This window comes from Croceitalea vernalis (assembly GCF_031846405.1).
Taxonomy (GTDB): Bacteria; Bacteroidota; Bacteroidia; order Flavobacteriales; family Flavobacteriaceae; genus Croceitalea; species Croceitalea vernalis.
The window spans coordinates 1,065,986-1,088,256 of sequence record NZ_JAVRHU010000001.1; the positions used below are offsets into that span (position 1 = coordinate 1,065,986).

Consider the following 22,271-nt stretch of genomic DNA (forward strand, 5'->3'; position numbering starts at 1 on the left):
ATAAAAATTCAAAAAGCATGAAAAAGATTCAAATGGTTGACCTGGTTGGTCAATACGAAGAAATTAAAGGTCAAGTTAATTCTTCAATGCAACAGGTTTTAGAGACTGCGGCTTTTATAAATGGACCTGAGGTACATGCTTTTCAAAAAGAGCTTGAGAATTATTTAGGAGTTAAACATGTAATTCCATGCGCTAACGGAACTGATGCCTTACAAATTTGTATGATGGGATTGGACTTAAAGCCAGGTGACGAGGTGATTACCGCAGATTTTACTTTCGCTGCTACTGTTGAAGTAATTGCTCTTTTACAATTAACCCCTGTTTTGGTTGATGTAGAAGTTGACACTTTTAATATTGATATTAAAGCAATTGAAAAAGCCATTACCCCAAAGACCAAAGCCATAGTTCCTGTGCATTTGTTTGGACAATGTGCAAATATGGATGCAATTATGGAGATAGCTGAAAAACATAACCTATATGTAATTGAAGATAATGCCCAGGGTATTGGTGCAACACATACTTTTAAAGACGGTAAAAAGGCTAAATCGGGCACCATTGGTCATGTGGCATCTACTTCATTCTTTCCGTCAAAAAATTTAGGATGCTACGGTGATGGAGGGGCAATTTTCACCAATGATGATGATTTAGCTCATATTATTCGGGGTATTGTAAATCATGGAATGTATGAACGTTATCACCATGATGTGGTTGGCGTTAATTCAAGACTAGATTCTTTACAGGCAACAGTATTAAGAGCTAAACTTCCTAGGCTAGATTCTTATAATGCAAAAAGAAGAGCTACTGCAAGAAAATACAATGAAGCTTTTAAAAATCAAAGGGATATAATTCTTCCTAAAACAGTGAATGGTTGTGATGGTATTTGTGAAGTATGTGATTGTCATGTATTTCACCAGTACACCTTGCGTATTTTGAGAGAAAAAAGAGACAGATTGGTACAACATTTAAATGAAAATGCCGTTCCATGTGGAGTGTATTATCCGATTCCTTTGCATTTGCAAAAGGCATATCAAGATAATCGTTACAATGAAGCTGATTTCAAAGTCACTAATCAACTGGTCAAAGAGGTGATTTCACTTCCTATGCATACAGAGCTTGATGACGAACAAATCAATTTCATTACCAAATTAGTTATTGATTGTGTCAAGAAAAATGAATAAGGTTTTAGGTTTAGTGTTCTGTTTTATTGCTTTGAATTTCTTTGGTCAAAATAAAACAGATTCATTAAATTTTGCCTTTTACTCTGATTTTGAGGCTAGGCAATTTAATAAAATTGCCTCCAATGATTCAGACTATAATTTTATTGACGCTCTTTTGAGTATTGATTCATTGTATAATGCGGATAAAGCATCGATTATTCATCTTGAGTTGAATAATTTTTTCAATAAGACAAAGACTAAAGTCAGTTCTTATAATGATAAGAAAAAGGTTAAATACGTATTTAATAAAGTTCATGAAAGGTTTTTTAAAAAGTATGAACTAGATTCTAATTTCTCAGATATTTTTAAAGATGCAACTTATAATTGCGTAACAGGGACTGCCCTTTATGCTCATATTTTTGATTTTTTGGAAATACCCTACCAAATTAAGGAAACACCGACTCACGTATTTCTGGTAGCTTATCCTAGAACATTAAACATTTTAGTAGAGACTACAGTTCCAGGTAAATTAGGCTCCTACGCTCCATCAGAGACTCTCATGAAGAAAGCAGTAGATGAATTGGTCGAGATGAAATTAATAACGTCTGTCGATGTAAATAGATTAGGTTATAATCGTGCGTTTAATGAATATTTTTACGGTGACGGTAGTATTGCAAAAGAAGAGTTAATTGGGATTCAATATTTTAATAGAGGTATTTCTTATTTAAATAAAGAGTTATACGAACTAGCGTACAATAATTTTCTAAAATCTCAACAGGTTTATACGAACAAAAAGGCCGCAATTGTTACTGAGACAACTCTTCATTTTTTAATCGATAAATTAGATTTTTCTAGAATTGATAATTTTAATTGGTTTGTCAAATATGCTGACTCTTATGAAGATGTTGATTATCTGGAATATAAGTTAAGTAAAATCTTAACAAACAATAAGTGGTTAGATGATGATTACACTACAATTGAAAAAAAACTAGGTTTAATTAATAACAAAGAATGTCAAAACAAATTATTAGAGGTTTATTACGTTGTTTTGGCTGATAGAGCTCATAAATTTCAAAGAGTAAGTGAAGCTTTATACTACTCAAATAAGATTCATAAGCTTAACCCTGACAACTTAGATGCTAAAAATTATATAGCGACGTTTGAAATTGATCGTTTGGCACAAAAAAACGTTAGCGCTGAGAGAGAATTTGATCTAGACTCTTTACTCAAAAAATACCCTTTTCTAAAAGAATTTGGTATTTACAATCGCTATAGAACATATCTCTATTCATTTTTAGTAGCAAAAAGTTTTAACGATAATAATAAACTAAAAGGGCAAGAGTATTTATTTCAATTGGAACGACTTATTGAAAATAAAGAGGAGTCTACAATGGATTTTAATCAAGAAGCAATTGGTAATGCTTATGGTTCTATAGGTGCCTATTATTATCGTAAAGGTCAAAAGAAGAAGGCAATAGAAGTTATGAAAGGTGGTCTTGAGTATTCTCCGGAAAATGCAAATATTTTAAAAAAGATACAATTAATAAAAAATTCTTATTGATGAAAAAAATATTAGTTACAGGTGGTTTGGGTTTTATTGGCTCTCACACAGTCGTAGAACTTCAAAATGAAGGTTTTGAAGTAATAATTATAGATAATCTTAGTAATTCTTCAGAAAATGTAATGAATGGAATAGTTGCCATTACGGGTAAAAAGCCAATTTTTGAAAAATTTGATTTAAGAGATAAGAACAAAGTCCAAGATTTCTTTTCAAGACATTCTGATATTGAAGGAGTAATACATTTTGCCGCTTCAAAAGCTGTAGGTGAAAGTGTTGAAAATCCGCTTTTATATTATGAGAATAATATTGGAGTTTTAGTTTATATGTTGCAAGAGCTTTCTAAAAAGGGCGATGCTAATTTTATTTTTAGCTCGTCGTGCACCGTTTACGGTCAGGCAGATATTATGCCGATAACTGAAGATGCTCCTGTTAAGCCTGCTGAATCTCCGTATGGTAATACAAAACAAGTTGGAGAAGAAATTATTAAAGATACTTGTAAAGTTAATCCGCAACTAGCGGCTATTGCCTTAAGGTATTTTAACCCAATTGGAGCTCATCCAACAGTAGAAATAGGTGAATTGCCAATAGGTGTTCCTCAAAATTTACTACCATACATTACTCAAACCGGAATCGGTTTAAGAGAGCAGTTATCCGTTTTCGGAGATGACTACCCTACGGCAGATGGTACTTGTATTAGAGATTATATTCATGTTGTTGATATTGCAAAAGCTCATGTTGCTGCACTACAAAGACTAATAGAGGGTAAGAATCAAGAAAATTTTGAAGTCTTTAACCTTGGGACTGGAACAGGGAGTTCGGTTTTAGAAGTTATTGAGAGTTTTGAAAGAGTTACAGGTGAAAAACTAAACTATAGGATTTCTCCTCGTAGAGAAGGTGACGTTGTTCAAGCGTTTGCTGATACTACAAAAGCAAATAAAACCCTTGGATGGAAGGCCAAATCTACCTTAGATGATGCCATGAAATCTGCTTGGGACTGGGAAAAGAAGATTCGAAAATCAGAAGAAAAAGTTTCAGTTTAATTTTTTCAGATCAAATAAAATAAAAAAGGAGGGCAGTGATGTCCTCCTTTTTTATTTATCTTTTGGTGCTTTATAATAATCACCAAATACTATTGAAATGAAAATATTAACATTATTCTCAGCCTTTTTCTTAATTACTGGACTTTTAATGGGGCAAGATACATATCTACATTGCGGAAGTGTAATGGATATAAACACTGGAAAAACAAGTGTTGAAAAAACTATTATTGTATCTGCCAATAAAATAAAGTCTATTCAATCTGGATATATAGTAGGTTCAGAGAATGATTTGATTATTGATTTGAAGAATAAGGTAGTTTTGCCAGGTTTCATTGATATGCATGTGCATATGGAAGGTGAGTCTAGCCCAACTCGTTATATAGAACGCTTTACAAAAAATGATGTAGACGTTGCTTTTCAGTCAACTGTTTATGCAAAAAAAACATTGATGGCAGGATTCACTACAGTTCGTGACTTAGGTGGTTCTGGTGTTAATATTGCTTTAAGAAATGCTATAAATCGCGGTATAGTGGTAGGGCCAAGAATTTTTACAGCTGGTAAAGCAATTGGTACTACCGGTGGACATGCTGACCCAACTAATGGAATGCGAAAAGAATTAATGGGTAATCCAGGCCCGAAAGAAGGTGTTGTAAATTCACCAGAAGATGCTAAAAAAGCAGTACGCCAACGATACAAAAATGGTGCAGATGTTATTAAAATTACTGCTACTGGCGGTGTCATGAGCGTAGCAAAAAATGGGCAAAATCCTCAGTTTACAGAAGAAGAAATTAAAGCAATAGTAACAACAGCTAATGATTATGGTATGCTAACAGCTGCTCATGCTCATGGTGATGAAGGTATGCAAAGAGCTATAAGAGCGGGTATAAAGACCATTGAACATGGTACCTTAATGGAAGAGCCTACAATGGATTTAATGATAAAATATAATACCTTTTTAGTACCAACTATTTCCGCGGGTAAAGCTGCCGCTGCGATGGCTGATATTCCTGGATTTCTGCCCCCTGTTGTTGCAAAAAAAGCTAAAGAAATAGGTCCGGTTAGTCAAAGAACTTTCAAAAAAGCCTATAAAAAAGGCGTGCCGATTGCCTTTGGTACTGATGCTGGAGTTTCCCCGCATGGAGATAATGGTAAAGAGTTTGGTTACATGCATAAAGCTGGAATGCCAGTGCTGGATGCCTTACAATCAGCAACATTAACCAATTCTGAATTGCTTGGAATGAAAGAAGAGCTAGGGCAGCTAAAAGAAGGTTTTATTGCTGACATTGTAGCCGTTGAGCAAAACCCACTAGATGCTGTTGAGACTTTAGAAAACGTTGTTTTTGTAATGAAGGATGGCAAGGTTTACAAACAATAAAGTTTTGTTTTTAACGAAGACCTTTTATGATAGATTTTGAAAAAAGCCAAGAAATATTTAGGAAACTTCAAGAATTTTCGTTGCAAGAAAAACTAGTTTTACAAATCAAAAAAGATTTTAAGCGTTCCAATGTGTCTTTAGTAATACCGATTTCTTCATCTAATAAGGACATTCTACAGTTATTACAAGAGAAATTATACGTGTTGTTACTTGAAAAGTTTGATGATTATTTGAATTTATTATATGTAATTGACATATCTGAAAATAGCTTAAAAAAAGTTCAAACTAATGATATCGTTGAGGTTTCAAAAGAAGTGGCCTTTTTAGTTTTTGAAAGAGAATTTCAAAAAGTTTGGTTCAAAAACCAATATCGTTAGAAATAAAAGCGAACAAAAGGTATCCAGGGGTCTGCATAAAGACTTCTAGTTTCATCAAATAAGACATCATAACGGATTCCAATAGTGAAATTTTGCTGGGTATAGCCTATTCCAAAAAATAGTGCAGAATACCAATAATTATCTTCAATGCTAATACTATTAAAATTTTGATCAATATTAATTCGCCATTGTTCAAATTCGCCTGATAGTTGTAAATAGGGCAGAGGATTATAAAAATTGATGAAACTGGGACCGTATGCCAATAATTTGTCGTCACCAAACTTTGAATAGTTGAAATTGAGGCTCAAACCTGTTGCAAAATCTGAATTAACCTGAAAAATACCACTTGGGGAAACTCCCAAATTAAAGCTTTGATTTCCAAAACCCAGACTGATACCGCCACCAAATTGTACATCTTTCCAAAAATCATTATTACCATTTGATTGAGAATTCAAAATAGTAGAACAACAAAAAATGAAAATTGATAAGATTTGTAATAGGAATTTGGAAAATTGTGATTTCATGATAAAGTTTTTCAATTTACCGCACAATTTACGGTGGTAAATGCGATTTGTTGTATTTTTGATTAAATTTTGTTGCACCTTTTGGTAATGCACTACAATGGATAAATATTCCTTTTTAAACGCTGCACATACCGCTTTTTTCGCGGAATTATACGAGAAATACACAAAAAGCCCTGATAGTATTGAGCCCAGTTGGCGTGCTTTTTTTCAAGGTTTTGATTTCGGACTGGAGAGTTCTCTTGAAGAACTAGATATTGATATTTTGGCAGGTGAAGGCAGTATGTTGGCCAATGGGCAACAAATAGCCATTCCCGAGTCACTTCAAAAAGAATTTCAGGTCGTTCGTTTGATTAATGGCTATCGATCAAGAGGTCATTTATTTACTCAAACCAACCCAGTTAGAGAAAGAAGACAGTATAATCCAACTTTGGAGCTGGAGAACTTTGGTTTAGCACAAAGTGATTTAGACACCAAGTTCGATGCTGGAAATATCATTGGGATTGGGCAAAGTTCTTTACGCGATATTATCAATCATTTAGAAAAAATTTATTGTGATGCGATAGGAGTCGAATACATGTATATTCGAACACCTGATCGTATTCAATGGATACAAGATTGGCTGAATAATAATGATAATCACCCGAATTTTTCAGCTGATGAAAAGAAAAATATTCTAAGAAAACTAAATGAAGCCGTTTCATTTGAAAGTTTCTTGCATACGAAGTATGTTGGACAAAAAAGATTCTCCTTAGAAGGGGGAGAATCTTTAATACCTGCCCTTGATGTTATTATTGAAAAGGCTGCAGACGCAGGGGTTAAGCAATTTGTAATGGGAATGGCTCACCGGGGTCGATTAAGTGTCTTAACTAATATTTTTGGTAAATCACCAAAAGACATTTTTAGTGAGTTCGATGGTAAAGATTACGAAGAAGCAATTTTTGATGGTGATGTAAAATATCATATGGGTTGGACCTCAATGCGCGAAACTGACTCGGGTAAAATGGTCAACATGAATATTGCACCTAATCCATCGCACCTAGAAACTGTTAATGGAATAGTAGAAGGAATTGCTCGTGCAAAACAAGATAATAGCCATCCAGAAAATGAGTCGGAGGTTTTGCCAATTTTAGTTCATGGTGATGCAGCATTTGCTGGCCAAGGCGTTGCTTATGAAATTATTCAAATGGCCAGGTTAGATGGTTATCATACCGGAGGTACCATACATATTGTTGTGAATAATCAAATAGGTTTTACTACTAACTATCTAGATGCTAGATCGTCTACTTACTGCACTGATGTGGGCAAGGTGACACTTTCACCGGTTTTGCACGTAAATGCTGATGATGCCGAGGCTGTAGTTCATGCTGCAACGTTTGCGTTGGAATATCGGATGCGATTTAAACGTGATGTGTTTTTAGATTTACTGGGTTATCGAAAGTATGGACATAATGAAGGTGATGAGCCAAAATTTACACAACCGTTATTATATAAATCAATCTCAAAGCACTCAAACCCAAGAGATATTTATGCTCAAAAATTAATTGATCAAGGTATTATTGAAAAGGGTTACGTAAAAGAACTTGAAGTAGAATACAAAAAGAATCTGGAAGAAGATTTGATGGATTCTAGAAAAATAGAAAAGACACGTATTACGCCATTTATGAATGATGAATGGGAAGGTTTTCAGCAAAAAACTGAAGACGCGATGTTGAAACCTATTGACACTAGTTATGATTTAAAAAAATTAGATAAGATTGCTACCGGTATCACTAAACTACCTGAAGGCAAAAAGTTCTTGCGTAAGCTAGAGCGCTTGGTTAAAGGGCGTCATAAGATGTACTTTGAAGATAACCAATTAGACTGGGCAATGGGAGAACTATTGGCATACGGGTCACTTATTGAAGAAGGATACGATGTGAGAATGACTGGTCAAGATGTTGAACGAGGTACTTTTTCGCATCGACATGCAGTGATAAAGACTGAAATGCATGAAGAAGAAGTAATTCTATTAAATGAACTTGGAGAATTACAAAACGGTAAATTTCATATTTATAATTCCTTATTATCAGAGTACGCTGTAATGGCTTTTGATTACGGCTATGCCATGGCAAGCCCAGGTACGTTAACAATTTGGGAAGCACAATTTGGTGACTTTAGTAATGGAGCTCAAATTGTTATAGATCAGTATTTGTCATCAGCAGAAGATAAATGGAAACTGCAAAACGGTTTGGTATTATTATTGCCGCATGGATACGAAGGTCAAGGTGCTGAACATTCTTCGGCAAGAATGGAACGTTATTTACAATTATGTGCTAAGGATAATATGTATGTTGCGGATGTCACCACGCCAGCTAATATGTTTCATTTGTTGCGTCGTCAATTAAAAGCGGAATTTAGAAAACCATTAGTGGTTTTTACTCCCAAAAGTCTATTGCGTCACCCAAAAGTATTATCTACCAAAGAAGAATTAGCAAACGGAAATTTTCAAGAGCTCATAGATGATGAAAATAGCAAGGTTAATAAAGTAAAAACTTTAGTTTTCTGTACTGGAAAATTTTATTACGATTTATTGGCAAAACAGGAAGATTTAGACCGTGATGATATTGCATTGGTAAGGGTGGAGCAGTTATTCCCTTTACCAGCCAAAGCAATGCGAGCTATTATTAAAAAGTATAAACATGCAGAAGAAGTGGTTTGGGCGCAAGAAGAACCGCGAAATATGGGGGCTTGGGGTCACTTATTAATGCATTTTGAAGAAGCCAAAACTTTTAGAGTAGCTTCAAGAAGGTTTTACGGAGCACCAGCTGCTGGTAGTGCAGTGCGTTCTAAAAGAAGACATGAACAAGTAATTGAATATGTCTTTGATAAAACAAAAGATAATTTTAGATAAAATTACAAACTCGAAATAAAGTTAGAAACGATGATTCTAGAAATGAAAGTCCCATCGCCGGGAGAGTCCATTACCGAAGTTGAAATAGCTGAATGGTTGGTGCAAGACGGTGATTATGTGGAGAAAGACCAAGCAATTGCTGAGGTTGATTCTGATAAGGCAACTTTAGAACTTCCTGCTGAAGAAAGTGGAACTATAACTTTAAAAGCTGAAGAAGGCGATGCTGTTGCTGTAGGCGAAGTAGTTTGTTTAATAGATACTAGTGCTAAAAAACCTGAGGGTGATGCTACTCCGGCTCCTAAAGAAGAGGTAAAAGAAGTGCCTAAAAAAGAGGCTGCTCCGAAAGCCACGGAAGTAAAAAAAGAAACGTATGCTTCTGGTACACCTTCACCAGCTGCAAAAAAGATATTAGATGAAAAAGGAATTTCTGCTTCCTCTGTTTCTGGAACAGGTCGCGATGGGCGAATAACGAAAGATGACGCTGTCAAAGCAGTGCCTTCAATGGGTACACCAACAGGGGGAAATAGAGGAGAATCTCGTTCTAAACTTTCTATGCTTCGCAGAAAAGTGGCTGAGCGTTTGGTCGCTGCCAAGAACGAGACAGCAATGTTGACCACCTTTAATGAGGCGGATATGTCAGCAATATTTGCTTTAAGAAAAGAATATAAAGAAATTTTTAAAGAAAAGTTTGGGGTTAGTTTAGGCTTCATGTCCTTCTTTACAAAAGCAGTTGTTCGAGCATTAGAAATGTATCCAGCTGTAAATTCTATGATTGATGGTAAAGAAATGCTTTCTTATGATTTTTGTGATATAAGTATTGCAGTTTCTGGCCCAAAAGGTCTTATGGTTCCAGTTATTAGAAATGCAGAAAATTTAACTTTTAGAGGAGTAGAATCTGAAGTCAAACGATTGGCAATTAGAGCCCGTGAAGGTGAAATTACTGTCGATGAAATGACCGGCGGTACCTTCACTATTACTAACGGAGGTGTTTTTGGTTCTATGTTATCAACACCAATTATTAACCCACCCCAAAGCGCTATTCTAGGCATGCATAATATAATTGAACGTCCTATTGTTAAAGACGGTCAAATAGTTGCTGCTCCTATGATGTATTTGGCATTGTCCTATGATCATAGAATTATAGATGGAAAAGAATCTGTAGGTTTCTTGGTTGCAATAAAAGAGGCTTTGGAAAGTCCAATAGAGCTGTTGATGGATGGTGATGTAAAAAAGGCATTGGAGTTATAAAGCTTACAGCAAGAAATAAAAAAAGGAGCTTTTACAGCTCCTTTTTTTAATCACAACCCATATCAATCTTTGATTGGGCATCCGAATTCGGAAAGCATTGTTCGGTGGGCAGGCTTTCTGGAACAAAACGGTTTAAATTATTATCGTAAAGACCTTCTTCAATAAAATATACTAACTGACTAATTTCTTCTTCGGTTAAACCTAGAGGAATGAAAAGCGGTGATAAATTGCTATTCGGTACTTCGGTATTTTGTGGTACCGCTTCATTTTTATATGTAACTATTTCCTTAATACTATTAAAGCTCCCCCCATGACCTAGAAATTGTAATCCTTTTAGATTATAAAGTGTTGGTGTTTTAAATTTATAGTCGTCTTCAGGATTTTTAGTAAACCCACCTCTACCTTTTTTATCATTTTCGGTAACAAATCCAATAATTTCGTCTTCTTTAAAATCACCCATTCCAAGTGCGTGAAAGTCCATGCCATTTAGACCGGGGCCAGAATGACATTTATAGCATTCACCTTTTCCAAAGAAGAGAACAGCTCCTTTTTTACTAGTTTCTGACATTGCATTTGTATCTCCTCTAAGCCATTTTTGAAATGGAGCTTCAGATGCTACAACAGACCTTTCATATGCCGCTATGGCAAGAGCGCCTTGTATTTTAGTATAACGCTCAGAAGGACTGACTTCGGCAAAGGCTTGGTCGAATAGATTCTTATACGTGTCATTTGAGATTATCATATCTGAATCAATAACAAGTCGATGAACACCTAAGCCTGCGATGGCTTGTGTTTCAACCCCTTCAAATCCTAGAAGGTTATTTTCTTTTGGCGTACCTTCCGTCCATTCAGATTCCGTACCTATATTTGATTTTGTGCCTCCGAATTGACCATTCCACAACATTACATCTTGGTAGGCAGAGTTTAAAATCGTGGGGGATCGTAATGGTTGAACATCTATGTTAGATAAATCATAGGTTGCATTAACTGTACGATTTTCTCCGAACAGACCAAAACCAATACCGCCTTCACCGATACCTTGTTTTAAACCACTTTGAAATCCTGCTTTAACATGATGACAACTTGCACAGGAATAGGTGCCTTTGCTCTCTTCTTGCTTCGGAGCTAATGCTAAACCTGTTTCATGAAAAAGAAATTTGCCAAGCGTAACTTTTTCAAGAGTTATTTTATTTTTGGGGTCACTAGGTATTCTTGTGTAATCGTTATTTGGTAATACTAGTGCCTCGGCAGAACCCAAACGCACATTGATTATTTCTAAAAGAGAATTATCTAAATTTTCCTCTTCAGCAAATGTGTAAGTATCATCATTTTGACAGCCTAAGCCAAGTAAGGCAATAAATAACCCTAGCATTGGGTATTTAAAAGATTTGTTCATCCTTAGTAATTCAAGTTGAAATGCTAAGATCTATGAATTTAACTTTTTGATAAATTTATAAGGTATGATTGGTAGAGATATTCGTTTAAAGGAGAATTTATTGATATAAATACAAGTAGTTTTTACCATAATCTATAATGGCTTTTCCTTTTTTGAGGATATCCGCACCTATTATACCGTCAACCGGTAAAGCCTGGTGTGCGGTAAGTGCTTCATTTACATGAACCAAATCAAATAGAACTATTTTTTGTTTCTTCTTTTTCCAATTACCCAGCTGTACTTTATTTTTATTTGATATTAAGGTTTCCATTTCGGTCGCACCAGCACCAGCAGCCTTAATTTCTGAAGCTTCAGATATTAAATTAAAAAACGTAATCTTATCAATACCAATACATGTATTGGAAGCACCAGTATCTAAAATAAATCGCCCAGAAATACCATTGATTTTTGCAGATACTTCAAAATGATTAGTGGCTGTTAATACCAAAGGAATTCGAGTAAATTTTTTTGATTTCAGAAATATTTTAAGGGATTTCATATGTGACTTTTATATTTTTTTGAACGTGCTGTATAGATGTAAGTTTATAAAGATAAACCTATTTTTGCGGCATGATTATAACAGATACTCATACACACTTATATAGTGAAGCTTTTAACGAGGATAGAAATGAAGTGATTTTAAAAGCAATTGATTTGGGAATTCAACGGTTTTTTATTCCTGCCATTGATTCTACTTACACACAATCAATGTATGATTTAGAAAAAAGTTTTCCAGATAATATCTTTTTGATGATGGGTTTACATCCAACCCATGTTAAAGAAAATTTTTTGGAAGAACTACAGCATGTGGAGGAGCAACTAGATGAAAGAAAATTTTATGCTATTGGAGAAATTGGAATTGATTTGTATTGGGATAAATCATTTTTAAAGCAGCAGCAAGAAGCCTTTTTGTACCAAATAAAACTAGCAAAAAAGTATAAGCTTCCTATTGTCATACATTGTAGAGAGGCATTTGATGAAATTTTTGAAATATTGGAGCAAGAAAAAGGTGATGATTTGTTCGGCATTTTTCATTGTTTCACTGGTACAATTTTACAAGCGAATAAAGCTATTTCTTATAACATGAAACTTGGTATTGGTGGAGTAGCTACTTTTAAGAATGGCAAGATTGACCAGTTTTTAAATCAAGTTGATTTAAAACATATTGTTTTAGAGACAGATGCTCCCTATTTGGCACCAGTTCCTTATCGCGGCAAAAGAAATGAAAGTGCATATATTACCGAGGTTTTAAATAAACTAGAATCAATATATAATGTTGATTCTTCTGTTATAGCAGAAATTACCACTGAAAACTCAAAAGAAGTTTTTGGAATATAATCAATAGGTATGCAAAATAAAGCTAGAATTTTACTGATATATACTGGCGGTACCATAGGTATGGTAAAAGATTATGAAACCGGTGCTTTAAAAGCTTTTGATTTTGATGAGCTTATGAGTCATATTCCAGAATTGAGTCAACTTGATTGTATTATTAAAAGTATTTCTTTTGATACTCCCATTGATTCATCTAATATGAATTTAAAGTATTGGGAAGAAATAGCAGTAATTATTGAATCTAACTATACTAGTCAAGACGGATTTGTTGTTCTTCACGGTAGTGACACCATGAGTTATTCTGCATCTGCTTTAAGTTTTATGTTAGAAAATTTATCAAAACCTGTAATCTTTACAGGTTCACAATTGCCAATCGGAGATTTAAGAACTGACGCCAAGGAAAATTTAATAACGTCCATACAAATAGCATCGCTTCAAATAAATGGTCAGGCGGTCATTCAAGAAGTAGGTTTATACTTTGAATACAAATTGTATCGTGGTAATAGAACAACTAAAATAAATGCGGAACATTTTGAAGCATTTGATTCTCCTAATCACCCGCCATTAGTAGAATCGGGAGTTAATTTAAAAGTGAATCATCCATATTTATTAAACCCATCAAAGAATAAATCGCAACTTAAGGCTCATAAAAAGCTAGATAATAGGGTAGCAGTATTGAAATTATTTCCTGGAATTGGAGAAAATTTGGTCAACTCCGTATTACAAACACCTGATTTGAGAGTTTTGATTTTAGAAACTTATGGTGCAGGCAATGCTCCAACTGCCAATTGGTTCATTCAATTATTAGAAAAAGCAATAAAAAATGGCCTTCATATAATTAATGTAACTCAGTGTTCAGGTGGCAGTGTTATAATGGGTCATTATGAGACTAGCAAAAAGCTATCGCAAATACAATTGATTGATGGTAAAGATATTACAACCGAGGCAGCGGTAACTAAAGCCATGTATCTTTTGGGAAGCACAATTTCAAGTAGCTTATTTAAGACGGTTTTTGAAACTTCATTGCGCGGAGAAATGGATTAAATTAACGTGTTAAATTTTATTAACTAATTATTTTTTTGTTAATTGGGCAGCCTAACTATTTAAAAATAGAGAGGTGGCCGAGTGGTCGAAGGCGCACGCCTGGAAAGTGTGTATACACCAAAAGTGTATCGAGGGTTCGAATCCCTTCCTCTCTGCTGTTTTTTTAAATTTGATAATTGCGAAATTTTTATATCTTTAACATTATTAACTAACTAATTTTAAGTTTGAACACGATGAAAAAAATATCCTTTACTCTGGCTACTGCCGGAATGTTTATTTTAGGTACTACTACAGCTTCAGCAGCGATGATTCAAGATGCAGAAGAGGCAAGCAAAGGTTTTACCCAAGTTTTGAAAGAACAATTCATCCAAGGTGGACCAGCGTTCATGGGTATCGTATTGTTATGTTTAATTTTAGGTCTTGCAGTTGCTATCGAACGTATTATATACCTTAATATGGCTAGCACAAATTCTTCAAAATTAAAGCAACAAGTTGAAGATGCATTAGCCTCAGGTGGCGTAGAAGCAGCTAAAGAAGTTTGCAGAAATACAAAAGGTCCTGTTGCCTCAATTTTTTACCAAGGTTTAGATAGAATAGGCGAAGGTCTAGAATCTGCTGAAAAGGCCGTTGTCTCGTACGGTGGTGTTCAGATGGGTCAATTAGAGAAAAATGTGTCTTGGTTATCTTTATTTATTGCAATTGCACCAATGCTTGGTTTCATGGGTACGGTAATAGGTATGATTGCGGCATTCCAAAAAATTGCAGCAGTTGGTAATTTAAGTGCTTCACTTATTGCAGGTGATATTCAAGTAGCATTATTGACTACGGTATTTGGTTTGATAACTGCAATTATTCTTCAAATTTTTTACAACTACATTATTGCAAAAATCGATAGTATCGTAAATGATATGGAAGACTCATCAATCTCTTTGATTGATATGTTGGCTGCCCATAAAAAATAATTGATAACATTTAAAACTATCGAATCATGAAAATATTAAAGATTGTATTAATTGTTATCGGTGTTATTGCTGCGGCGTTGAGTTTCTTCTTCATGCCATCCGGTGATGATCCAACGGCAATTGATAGTGGTTCAATAGATCTAATGTTTATTCTAACATGGATTCTATTGATTGCTGCCACTGCGTTAGCATTGTTTTACGGACTTAAGAAAATGATGACTACACCTGGTGGGTTGAAAAAAGCATTATTTGCCATTGGAGGTTTAGCTGTACTTTTTATTATAGGTTATGCCCTTTCAAGTGGTGATGAAGCTCAGGCCGTTGTTGACGTTTTCGAAGGAAAAGAAATACAACCTGAAGCCAGTACTGTTAAGACAATTGGAATGATGCTTAATGTGTTTTTCGGAATGACTCTTGTAGCAGTTTTACTGATGATTTGGCCAGGTATTAAAAAATTAATTGGTAAATAAAATTAAGAACTATGCCTAGAAGAAAAGGAGCACCAGAGGTTAATGCGGGTTCTATGGCGGATATCGCCTTCTTGCTACTTATCTTTTTCTTGGTAACTACTACCATAGAAACTGATGCAGGGCTAGATAGAATGCTTCCTCCAATTGAACCGCCTGATACTGATGTCGTTATTAAGCAAAAGAATATTTTCACTGTCAACATTAATAAGAATGGACAGTTGTTAGCTGATGAGAATTTAATGGATATTAAAGACTTACGTAAGGCTGCTATGGAATTCTTAGATAATGGTGGAGATGGTTCATGTGATTATTGCAAAGGAAAAAGAGATGGTAGTTCATCTGATAATCCTTCTAAAGCAATTATATCACTTAAGAACGATAGAGAAACAAAGTATGCCACATACATCACAGTTCAGAATGAATTGGTAGGTGCATATAATGATTTGAGAAACCGAGAAGCGAATCGATTATTTAATCGTGACTTCGTAGCAATGGAATCTGAATACTTAAATCCTGAAACTCCAAGCAGTGTTCGTGAAGAGTTGAAAGATAAAGTAAAAAGAATTCAAGATTTGTTTCCTCAAAAATTGTCTGAAGCAGAAACTTCAAGTAACTAATTAAAACGAATTTAATGGGCAAGTTTGCTAAGAAAAAAGATGGTGATTTACCTGCGGTTTCAACTGCTTCTTTACCTGATATTGTTTTCATGTTATTATTCTTTTTTATGACTGTTACAGTTATGAAGGACAGTTCTATTATGGTTGAGAATACGCTACCAAATGCTACTGAAATTAAAAAGCTGGAAAAAAAGGATAGAGTGATTTATGTGTTTGCTGGAAAACCAACTCGCGAATATGAAAGTGTTTACGGTACGGAAACCAGAATTCAATTGAACGATAAGTTTGCTAGTGTTAATGAAGTAGGGTCGTATATATTAGCTGAGCGTGCGAAAAAGCCGCAAGAGCTTCAAAATGTATTGACTACCGCATTGAAAGTAGATAAGGAAGCAAATATGGGTTTGATATCTGATATTAAACAAGAACTCAGAAAGGTAAATGCCTTGAAAGTGAATTATACAACATTTGAAGGAGATGCTTTTAATAACCTTCAATAAGTTAAAAACTAAATTTTAGTTAGAAAGCCTTGAATTTTTATTCAAGGCTTTTTTTATAATTAAATTTTATTCTTTTGGATTTATTAGCATTCCTATTAGGGACTACATTAATTTGCTTACTCTTTTCTATTGTTAGCTTTTCATTGTTTTATTAGTAATTAATTCTTTGAGACCCAATACCTCATTGAAGTGGGGTCCTCACTCATTATTACTTTTTTATTTTTTTAGAAGATTGTTATTTGTGTTGTAAAGCAATAAGATAATCCTAGAAAAAAATATTGAATTATGTCAATAAAAAGAGAGATACCCGAGGTGAATGCAGGTTCAATGGCTGACATTGCTTTTTTGCTACTTATTTTTTTCTTAGTCACTACAACATTGAAAACAGATGAAGGGTTCGATAGACTTCTACCTCCAAAGGAACCTGGTCCAGAAATTGAATTGAATGAAAGAAATGTATTAAGAGTAAATATTAATAGTGATAACCAGTTAATGGTTGAAGATAATGTAGTGGATATAACAAGCTTACGAGACTTGACAAAAGCTTTTATAGATAATGGAGGTATGACAATAAATGGAAATGACTATTGTGCTTACTGTAAAGGAAATAGAAATAAAAGTTCTTCTGATAATCCGAGTAAGGCAATTGTTTTTTTGTCTCATAAAAGAGAGACTACATATGGATTTTATATTATGATACAAAATGAATTGATTGGAGCGTATAATGAATTAAGGAATAGAGAGGCTAAAAGACTTTTCAATCAAGGTTATGTTCAAATGGAAGAAGAATATCATAATCAAAATACTCATTTAGAGAGAAAAGTTATTTTAAAAAAGCAGATAAAAAAAATCCAAGAGCTTTATCCACAAAAGATAATAGAAAACGAAGTGTTTAATAATTAAAAGGAATTATGATAAAGAATAGAAAGAATAAAAAACAACTACCAGCAATTTCTACGGCATCTTTACCTGATATTGTTTTCATCTTGCTGTTTTTTTTTATGACAGTTACAACCATGAAAAATACCAACTTACTAGTGGAAAACACCTTGCCAATCGCAAATGAAACAGAAGAAATATTACAGTTAGATGAAGTAATTGAAATTCTAATTGGTAAATCTACTCAAGACGGTTTTTTTGTTGGAACTGAACCTAAAATTCAATTAGGTAGTAAATTCGGTAACATTGAGGATATAAGCGTTTACGTGTTATCAGAAGTCTCGAAAATGCCTGAAGAAATGAAGAAAGTAGCTATGGTTTCTTTGAAGGTTGATAAAACTGCAGAAATGGGCATAGTTACAGATGTTAAAAAAGAACTGCGAAAAGTCAATATGCTTAAAGTAAATTATACAACCATTCAAGGTGATATCTTTAATAATCTTTAATTGAAATTTTAATCAAAAGTATTTTATGCCATAAGCGTATTTTTTGTTTTACTTTGTGGTCTATGGGTAAAAGTTTGTTTTTCCTTATAATCTTTTTCTTCTCTGCTTTGTCAATTCTTGGGCAAGAAGCGAACTTATCCGCTGGTAATAATAGTCGTTATCTCGAAGATCAATTTTACGCAGGAATAGCCTATAATTTTTTAACTGACCTTCCTTCTGACGAAACAATTCAAAGGAATTTATCTTATAATATTCATTTTGGTTTTATTAAAGACATTCCTATAAATAGAAAAAGAAACTTTGGTTTGGGTGTAGGTATCGGTTATGATACTAACTCTTATTATAGCAATATTATCGCTACAGAAATAAATTCAGCCATTAATTATCAACTATCAGTATCAAGTGATAGTCTTAACCGAAGTAAGTTTGAAACACATAGCATCGCTTTTCCTTTAGAGTTAAGGTGGCGTACTTCAAATGCTGAAGATTATAAGTTTTGGCGTATATATGCCGGAGTTAAAGCTGAATATCTTTTTTCAAGATTGTCTGTCGCCAGATTCAATAGTCAAAATGAAAATTTAAAGTTTACTAATAATGATATTTCTCAATGGCAATATGGCCTTACTCTAAATTTTGGTTACAATACTTGGAATATTCATTTGTATTATAGTTTAGCACCTTTATTAAAGGGTTCAGCCTTGCTCGATAATCAAGCCATTAAGTTCAGACCTTTAAGAGTTGGTGTCGTTTTTTACATTTTATAACCAGTACTTCAGCATAAATAATTGCGAGCAGATACCAATTAAAATTCCAATTAATAATTCGGCTCTTGAGTGGGCATTCATAAAAAGTCTTGATGTAGCAACCAATCCTGTACAAATGGTAAAAATTGCGATAGCAAATGTAATATTAGTTTCAAAATGAATGCTTAAACCAAACAAAAATAGCAGGAGACTGCCCATACCCATAAGATGAATACTTGCCTTAATTTTTAAAAAGAGTAGCAGCAATATTGATACTGACGCAATAACGAGCCCTACAAAAAAGAAATACAGCTCATTAATATAGTTTTGAGGTATTACCTTATACAAAATCATTAGATAAAGAATAATACTGATGTACAATGGATATTTACGTTCGGCAAGAGTTGGTGCAAAAATGGAGCCTATTAAACCAAGATTTTTTAGAATAAAGAAAAAGATAATTGGTATAATAACCGTTAGAATGAAAATAGGTAGAATATTCCCGCTCTGTATTTCAAGTGAACTATATTTAGGTGTAACTAAAAAGTAGGCTACTGTGCCACCTATAGGAATAAATAAAGGGTGGAATACATAAGAGAATGATTTTAAAAGAACTTTCATCAGATTTGTTTTCTGAGTCTAGCCACAGGTATGCTTAGCTGTTCTCTATACTTTGCAACTGTTCTACGAGCAATGGGGTAGCCTTTTTCTTTTAAAATTTTTGCTAGCTTATCATCGGTAAGGGGTTTTTTCTTTTCTTCTTCACCGATAACAGTTTCAAGTATTTTTTTTATTTCTCTGGTAGAAACGTCTTCACCTTGTTCATTTTTCATAGACTCAGAAAAGAACTCTTTAATTAATTTGGTACCATAAGGGGTATCCACATATTTGCTATTAGCAACCCTAGATACTGTTGAAACATCCATATTAATTTGGTCTGCAATATCTTTGAGAATCATTGGGCGTAGCTTACGCTCATCGCCCGTTAAAAAGTATTCTTTTTGATATCTCATAATTGAGTTCATCGTAACAAATAAAGTTTGCTGCCTTTGCTTAATTGCGTCAATAAACCATTTAGCTGCATCTAATTTTTGTTTAATAAACATTACCGTGTCCTTTTGTGATTTGGACTTATCCTTTGAGTCCTTATAACCCTGAAGCATGTTGTTATAGTCTTTTGATACGTGCAATTCAGGAGCGTTTCGGCCATTTAGGGTAAGTTCTAATTCACCTTCTAAAATCTTTATAGAAAAATCAGGAACAACATGTTCAATCATTCTAGTATTACCGGAGTAAGAGCCTCCTGGTTTTGGATTTAATTTTTCTATTTCGTTAATGGCGTCCTTAAGTTCATCTTCAGTAATACTATGCTTTAAGATTAATTTCTTGTAATGTTTTTTAGTAAACTGATCAAAAGACTTTTTTAAAATTGATGTTGCTAATTCAACCGATGGACTGGTCTCTTTTCTTTGTAATTGTATGATTAGACATTCATCTAAAGTTCGGGCTGCAACACCAGGTGGATCAAGGGTCTGTACTATTTTTAGAACCTTTTCAATACGGGGTTCCTCAGTATATATATTTTGTGTAAACGCTAAATCGTCCATGATATCAGTCAATGGTCTTCTTATGTAGCCACTTTCGTCTACACTACCAACCAAAAATTCAGCAATAGCCCATTCTTCATCACTTAGATATACTGTATTTAACTGATTTATTAAGTATTGATTAAATGAGATACCTGCTGCATATGGTACACTTTTCTCATCGTCGTCTACACTATAATTATTCACCTGAGTTCGGTAATCAGGCACTTCGTCATCACTTAAATAATCATCTATATTAATATCATCGGTGGATATACTTTCAGTATCACCTAGATCGTCAAAAGTATCTTCATATGGGTCATCTAAAGTCTCATTCTCTTCTTTCCCACTTTCTAAGGCCGGGTTTTCTTCTAATTCTTGTTTTAATCGTTGTTCAAAAGCTTGGGTAGGCAGTTGAATCAACTTCATCAGCTGAATTTGCTGAGGAGACAGTTTTTGAGAAAGTTTAAATTGTAGGTGCTGCTTTAGCATATAGGTTTATTGCTTAACCTTAAAGTTAAAGAAATCAATTTAAAAAGCTGCGTTCTGAGGTGTTCTTGGAAATGGAATGACATCTCTTATATTTCCCATGCCTGTAGCAAATTGGACTAATCGCTCAAACCCAAGGCCAAATCCACTATGAACAGCTGTTCCAAACTTACGAAGATCTAAATACCACCATAGTTCTTCTTCATCAATACCTAAGTCAGCCATTTTCTGTTGTAAAACTTCTAGGCGTTCTTCACGCTGAGAACCGCCTACTATTTCACCAATGCCCGGAAAAAGGACATCCATTGCACGTACAGTTTTACCGTCTTCATTGAGCCTCATGTAAAACGCTTTGATATTTGCTGGATAATCAAAAAGAATAACAGGGCATTTAAAGTGTTTTTCAACTAAATAACGCTCATGCTCACTTTGCAAATCAGCACCCCATTCTTCTATGATATATTCAAATTTTTTCTTTTTGTTGGGTTTGGAGTTTCGTAGAATATCAATCGCCTCAGTATAAGAAACTCTTTTGAAATTGTTATCAGCTACAAACTTCAGTTTTTCAATTAATGGTAATTCACTTCTTTCTGCTTGTGGTTTGGATTTTTCTTCATCAAGTAATCTTTTCTCCAAAAATTGTAGATCATCCCCGCAGTTTTCAAGAATGTACTTTATTACCCATTTGATAAAGTCTTCGGCTAAATCCATGTTATCATTAAGATCATGAAAAGCCATTTCGGGTTCAATCATCCAGAATTCGGCTAAATGCCTCGAAGTATTTGAATTTTCAGCTCTAAAAGTGGGTCCAAAAGTATAAACTTTACCAAGTGCCATAGCGTATGCTTCTGCCTCTAGCTGCCCCGAAACCGTTAAGTTGGTTTCCTTACCAAAAAAATCTTCTTTATAATTTACATCACCATTCTCATTTAATGGAGGATTTTTAGGATCTAAAGCGGTAACTCTAAACATTTCTCCTGCTCCTTCAGCATCAGAACCTGTTATAATAGGAGCGTGAAAATAATAGAATCCATTTTTTTGAAAATAAGTATGAACTGCATAGGATAAGGCAGAACGTAAACGCATTACAGCTGAAAAAGTGTTAGTTCGCACACGCAAATGCGCCTTCTCTCTCAAGAATTCCAAAGAGTGTTTTTTAGGCTGAATAGGGTAGGTATCTGCATCAGCTGTTCCGTGGATTTGAAATTCAGAAACTTGAATTTCAACACTTTGACCGCGCCCTTGACTTTCTACTAAATTCCCTTTAATCTTGATAGCAGCTCCCGTTGAGATTGATTTTATAATAGCTTCATCGAACTTTTCAAAATCAATAACGCATTGAATGTTATTTATGGTAGAACCGTCATTTAAGGCAATAAATCTATTGCTTCTAAAAGTTTTAACCCAACCATTTACTTCAACTTCTTGATGTATTGGTGCTGTGCCCAATAATTTTTTCACGGAAATACGCTCCATTATTGTATCGTCTAAATTAAGTTTCAAAGATAGGTTTTTGTAAAAAAAATTGGGTTATCA

The 22,271-nt window shown here is 34.2% G+C and carries 22 protein-coding genes and 1 tRNA gene; 17 read left to right on the top strand and 6 right to left on the bottom strand.

All coding sequences use genetic code 11. The features are described from left to right. Positions 1-17: 17 nt before the first annotated feature. The 5 genes from RM520_RS04860 (at position 18) to RM520_RS04880 (ending at position 5,510) form a co-directional block, all read left to right on the top strand. A complete protein-coding gene (locus RM520_RS04860; RefSeq protein WP_311387175.1) occupies positions 18-1,178 on the top strand; it encodes a DegT/DnrJ/EryC1/StrS family aminotransferase in 1,161 nt (386 codons plus the stop codon). Then, the gene (locus RM520_RS04865; RefSeq protein ID WP_311387176.1) at positions 1,171-2,718 is read left to right on the top strand and encodes a hypothetical protein; all 1,548 of its coding nucleotides are present in this window, start codon (positions 1,171-1,173) and stop codon (positions 2,716-2,718) included. The genes RM520_RS04860 and RM520_RS04865 overlap by 8 nt, the downstream gene beginning before the upstream one ends. Then, positions 2,718-3,758, top strand: coding sequence for a UDP-glucose 4-epimerase GalE (gene galE / locus RM520_RS04870; protein WP_311387177.1), 1,041 nt, complete (start codon positions 2,718-2,720; stop codon positions 3,756-3,758). The genes RM520_RS04865 and galE overlap by 1 nt, the downstream gene beginning before the upstream one ends. A 97-nt stretch (positions 3,759-3,855) precedes the next feature. Beyond that, entirely contained in the window at positions 3,856-5,133 is a 1,278-nt protein-coding gene (locus RM520_RS04875) for a metal-dependent hydrolase family protein (RefSeq protein WP_311387178.1), read from the top strand. Between the two features lie 26 nt (positions 5,134-5,159). Continuing rightward, complete coding sequence (locus RM520_RS04880; RefSeq protein WP_311384582.1) at positions 5,160-5,510, top strand: hypothetical protein; 351 nt, start codon at positions 5,160-5,162, stop codon at positions 5,508-5,510. On the opposite strand, the gene RM520_RS04885 is transcribed toward RM520_RS04880, so the two are convergent. Continuing rightward, a complete protein-coding gene (locus tag RM520_RS04885) occupies positions 5,507-6,034 on the bottom strand; it encodes an alpha-ketoglutarate decarboxylase (protein ID WP_311387179.1) in 528 nt (175 codons plus the stop codon). The two genes, RM520_RS04880 and RM520_RS04885, sit on opposite strands and share 4 nt — an antisense overlap. A 97-nt stretch (positions 6,035-6,131) precedes the next feature. Between RM520_RS04885 and RM520_RS04890 the strand changes: the two genes are divergently transcribed. Together RM520_RS04890 and odhB are read left to right on the top strand one after the other, a co-directional pair. Then, a complete protein-coding gene (locus RM520_RS04890) occupies positions 6,132-8,924 on the top strand; it encodes a 2-oxoglutarate dehydrogenase E1 component (protein ID WP_311387180.1) in 2,793 nt (930 codons plus the stop codon). Positions 8,925-8,954: 30 nt separating this feature from the next. Then, positions 8,955-10,172 carry a 2-oxoglutarate dehydrogenase complex dihydrolipoyllysine-residue succinyltransferase gene (odhB, locus tag RM520_RS04895; RefSeq protein WP_311387181.1) on the top strand — a complete coding sequence of 406 codons (1,218 nt, stop codon included), beginning with the start codon at positions 8,955-8,957 and terminating at the stop codon, positions 10,170-10,172. A gap of 46 nt (positions 10,173-10,218) precedes the next feature. Here odhB and RM520_RS04900 read toward each other — a convergent pair whose 3' ends face one another. Both RM520_RS04900 and RM520_RS04905 read right to left on the bottom strand, forming a co-directional pair. Beyond that, positions 10,219-11,568 (bottom strand): cytochrome-c peroxidase, encoded by a 1,350-nt coding sequence (locus tag RM520_RS04900; protein WP_311387182.1) that lies wholly within the window; start codon positions 11,566-11,568, stop codon positions 10,219-10,221. Positions 11,569-11,665: 97 nt separating this feature from the next. Next, complete coding sequence (locus tag RM520_RS04905; protein ID WP_311387183.1) at positions 11,666-12,106, bottom strand: retropepsin-like aspartic protease family protein; 441 nt, start codon at positions 12,104-12,106, stop codon at positions 11,666-11,668. 71 nt (positions 12,107-12,177) lie between these two features. Between RM520_RS04905 and RM520_RS04910 the strand changes: the two genes are divergently transcribed. From RM520_RS04910 to RM520_RS04955, 10 genes are all read left to right on the top strand, one after another. After that, positions 12,178-12,945 carry a TatD family hydrolase gene (locus RM520_RS04910; RefSeq protein ID WP_311387184.1) on the top strand — a complete coding sequence of 256 codons (768 nt, stop codon included), beginning with the start codon at positions 12,178-12,180 and terminating at the stop codon, positions 12,943-12,945. 9 nt (positions 12,946-12,954) lie between these two features. Then, positions 12,955-13,986 carry an asparaginase gene (locus tag RM520_RS04915; protein WP_311387185.1) on the top strand — a complete coding sequence of 344 codons (1,032 nt, stop codon included), beginning with the start codon at positions 12,955-12,957 and terminating at the stop codon, positions 13,984-13,986. Between the two features lie 67 nt (positions 13,987-14,053). Continuing rightward, positions 14,054-14,141, top strand: a tRNA-Ser gene (locus RM520_RS04920). Between the two features lie 78 nt (positions 14,142-14,219). After that, a complete protein-coding gene (locus RM520_RS04925; RefSeq protein WP_311387186.1) occupies positions 14,220-14,948 on the top strand; it encodes a MotA/TolQ/ExbB proton channel family protein in 729 nt (242 codons plus the stop codon). A 26-nt stretch (positions 14,949-14,974) separates the two neighbouring features. Next, on the top strand, positions 14,975-15,418 hold the full coding sequence (locus RM520_RS04930) for a hypothetical protein (RefSeq protein ID WP_311387187.1): 444 nt from the start codon (positions 14,975-14,977) through the stop codon (positions 15,416-15,418). Between the two features lie 11 nt (positions 15,419-15,429). Next, complete coding sequence (locus tag RM520_RS04935) at positions 15,430-16,035, top strand: ExbD/TolR family protein (protein WP_311384591.1); 606 nt, start codon at positions 15,430-15,432, stop codon at positions 16,033-16,035. Positions 16,036-16,049: 14 nt separating this feature from the next. Then, positions 16,050-16,532, top strand: coding sequence for an ExbD/TolR family protein (locus RM520_RS04940; RefSeq protein WP_311384592.1), 483 nt, complete (start codon positions 16,050-16,052; stop codon positions 16,530-16,532). Positions 16,533-16,817: 285 nt separating this feature from the next. Beyond that, on the top strand, positions 16,818-17,435 hold the full coding sequence (locus RM520_RS04945) for an ExbD/TolR family protein (RefSeq protein ID WP_311387188.1): 618 nt from the start codon (positions 16,818-16,820) through the stop codon (positions 17,433-17,435). An 8-nt stretch (positions 17,436-17,443) separates the two neighbouring features. After that, entirely contained in the window at positions 17,444-17,917 is a 474-nt protein-coding gene (locus RM520_RS04950; RefSeq protein ID WP_311387189.1) for an ExbD/TolR family protein, read from the top strand. Positions 17,918-17,979: 62 nt separating this feature from the next. After that, positions 17,980-18,681, top strand: a complete 702-nt coding sequence (locus tag RM520_RS04955) for a porin family protein (RefSeq protein WP_311387190.1) — start codon at positions 17,980-17,982, stop codon at positions 18,679-18,681. Here the strand turns inward: RM520_RS04955 and RM520_RS04960 are convergent. Genes RM520_RS04960 through asnS form a run of 3 tightly spaced genes read right to left on the bottom strand, consistent with a single transcriptional unit; the run spans position 18,676 to position 22,211 of the window. Then, on the bottom strand, positions 18,676-19,281 hold the full coding sequence (locus RM520_RS04960; RefSeq protein ID WP_311384596.1) for a hypothetical protein: 606 nt from the start codon (positions 19,279-19,281) through the stop codon (positions 18,676-18,678). The genes RM520_RS04955 and RM520_RS04960 overlap by 6 nt on opposite strands. Then, positions 19,281-20,738: an RNA polymerase factor sigma-54 gene (rpoN, locus tag RM520_RS04965; RefSeq protein ID WP_311384597.1), complete on the bottom strand. Its 1,458-nt coding sequence runs from the start codon at positions 20,736-20,738 to the stop codon at positions 19,281-19,283. Before rpoN ends, RM520_RS04960 begins: the two co-directional genes overlap by 1 nt. A gap of 39 nt (positions 20,739-20,777) precedes the next feature. After that, positions 20,778-22,211, bottom strand: a complete 1,434-nt coding sequence (asnS, locus tag RM520_RS04970; protein ID WP_311384895.1) for an asparagine--tRNA ligase — start codon at positions 22,209-22,211, stop codon at positions 20,778-20,780. Positions 22,212-22,271 lie beyond the last annotated feature (60 nt).

Excerpts from the sequence above, each read along its gene's own strand:
- RM520_RS04860 (WP_311387175.1), top strand. The coding sequence starts at position 18 with ATGAAAAAGATTCAAATGGTTGACCTGGTTGGTCAATACGAAGAAATT.
- RM520_RS04865 (WP_311387176.1), top strand. The coding sequence starts at position 1,171 with ATGAATAAGGTTTTAGGTTTAGTGTTCTGTTTTATTGCTTTGAATTTC.
- galE (WP_311387177.1), top strand. The coding sequence starts at position 2,718 with ATGAAAAAAATATTAGTTACAGGTGGTTTGGGTTTTATTGGCTCTCAC.
- RM520_RS04875 (WP_311387178.1), top strand. The coding sequence starts at position 3,856 with ATGAAAATATTAACATTATTCTCAGCCTTTTTCTTAATTACTGGACTT.
- RM520_RS04880 (WP_311384582.1), top strand. The coding sequence starts at position 5,160 with ATGATAGATTTTGAAAAAAGCCAAGAAATATTTAGGAAACTTCAAGAA.
- RM520_RS04885 (WP_311387179.1), bottom strand. The coding sequence starts at position 6,034 with ATGAAATCACAATTTTCCAAATTCCTATTACAAATCTTATCAATTTTC.
- RM520_RS04890 (WP_311387180.1), top strand. The coding sequence starts at position 6,132 with ATGGATAAATATTCCTTTTTAAACGCTGCACATACCGCTTTTTTCGCG.
- odhB (WP_311387181.1), top strand. The coding sequence starts at position 8,955 with ATGATTCTAGAAATGAAAGTCCCATCGCCGGGAGAGTCCATTACCGAA.
- RM520_RS04900 (WP_311387182.1), bottom strand. The coding sequence starts at position 11,568 with ATGAACAAATCTTTTAAATACCCAATGCTAGGGTTATTTATTGCCTTA.
- RM520_RS04905 (WP_311387183.1), bottom strand. The coding sequence starts at position 12,106 with ATGAAATCCCTTAAAATATTTCTGAAATCAAAAAAATTTACTCGAATT.
- RM520_RS04910 (WP_311387184.1), top strand. The coding sequence starts at position 12,178 with ATGATTATAACAGATACTCATACACACTTATATAGTGAAGCTTTTAAC.
- RM520_RS04915 (WP_311387185.1), top strand. The coding sequence starts at position 12,955 with ATGCAAAATAAAGCTAGAATTTTACTGATATATACTGGCGGTACCATA.
- RM520_RS04925 (WP_311387186.1), top strand. The coding sequence starts at position 14,220 with ATGAAAAAAATATCCTTTACTCTGGCTACTGCCGGAATGTTTATTTTA.
- RM520_RS04930 (WP_311387187.1), top strand. The coding sequence starts at position 14,975 with ATGAAAATATTAAAGATTGTATTAATTGTTATCGGTGTTATTGCTGCG.
- RM520_RS04935 (WP_311384591.1), top strand. The coding sequence starts at position 15,430 with ATGCCTAGAAGAAAAGGAGCACCAGAGGTTAATGCGGGTTCTATGGCG.
- RM520_RS04940 (WP_311384592.1), top strand. The coding sequence starts at position 16,050 with ATGGGCAAGTTTGCTAAGAAAAAAGATGGTGATTTACCTGCGGTTTCA.
- RM520_RS04945 (WP_311387188.1), top strand. The coding sequence starts at position 16,818 with ATGTCAATAAAAAGAGAGATACCCGAGGTGAATGCAGGTTCAATGGCT.
- RM520_RS04950 (WP_311387189.1), top strand. The coding sequence starts at position 17,444 with ATGATAAAGAATAGAAAGAATAAAAAACAACTACCAGCAATTTCTACG.
- RM520_RS04955 (WP_311387190.1), top strand. The coding sequence starts at position 17,980 with ATGGGTAAAAGTTTGTTTTTCCTTATAATCTTTTTCTTCTCTGCTTTG.
- RM520_RS04960 (WP_311384596.1), bottom strand. The coding sequence starts at position 19,281 with ATGAAAGTTCTTTTAAAATCATTCTCTTATGTATTCCACCCTTTATTT.
- rpoN (WP_311384597.1), bottom strand. The coding sequence starts at position 20,738 with ATGCTAAAGCAGCACCTACAATTTAAACTTTCTCAAAAACTGTCTCCT.
- asnS (WP_311384895.1), bottom strand. The coding sequence starts at position 22,211 with ATGGAGCGTATTTCCGTGAAAAAATTATTGGGCACAGCACCAATACAT.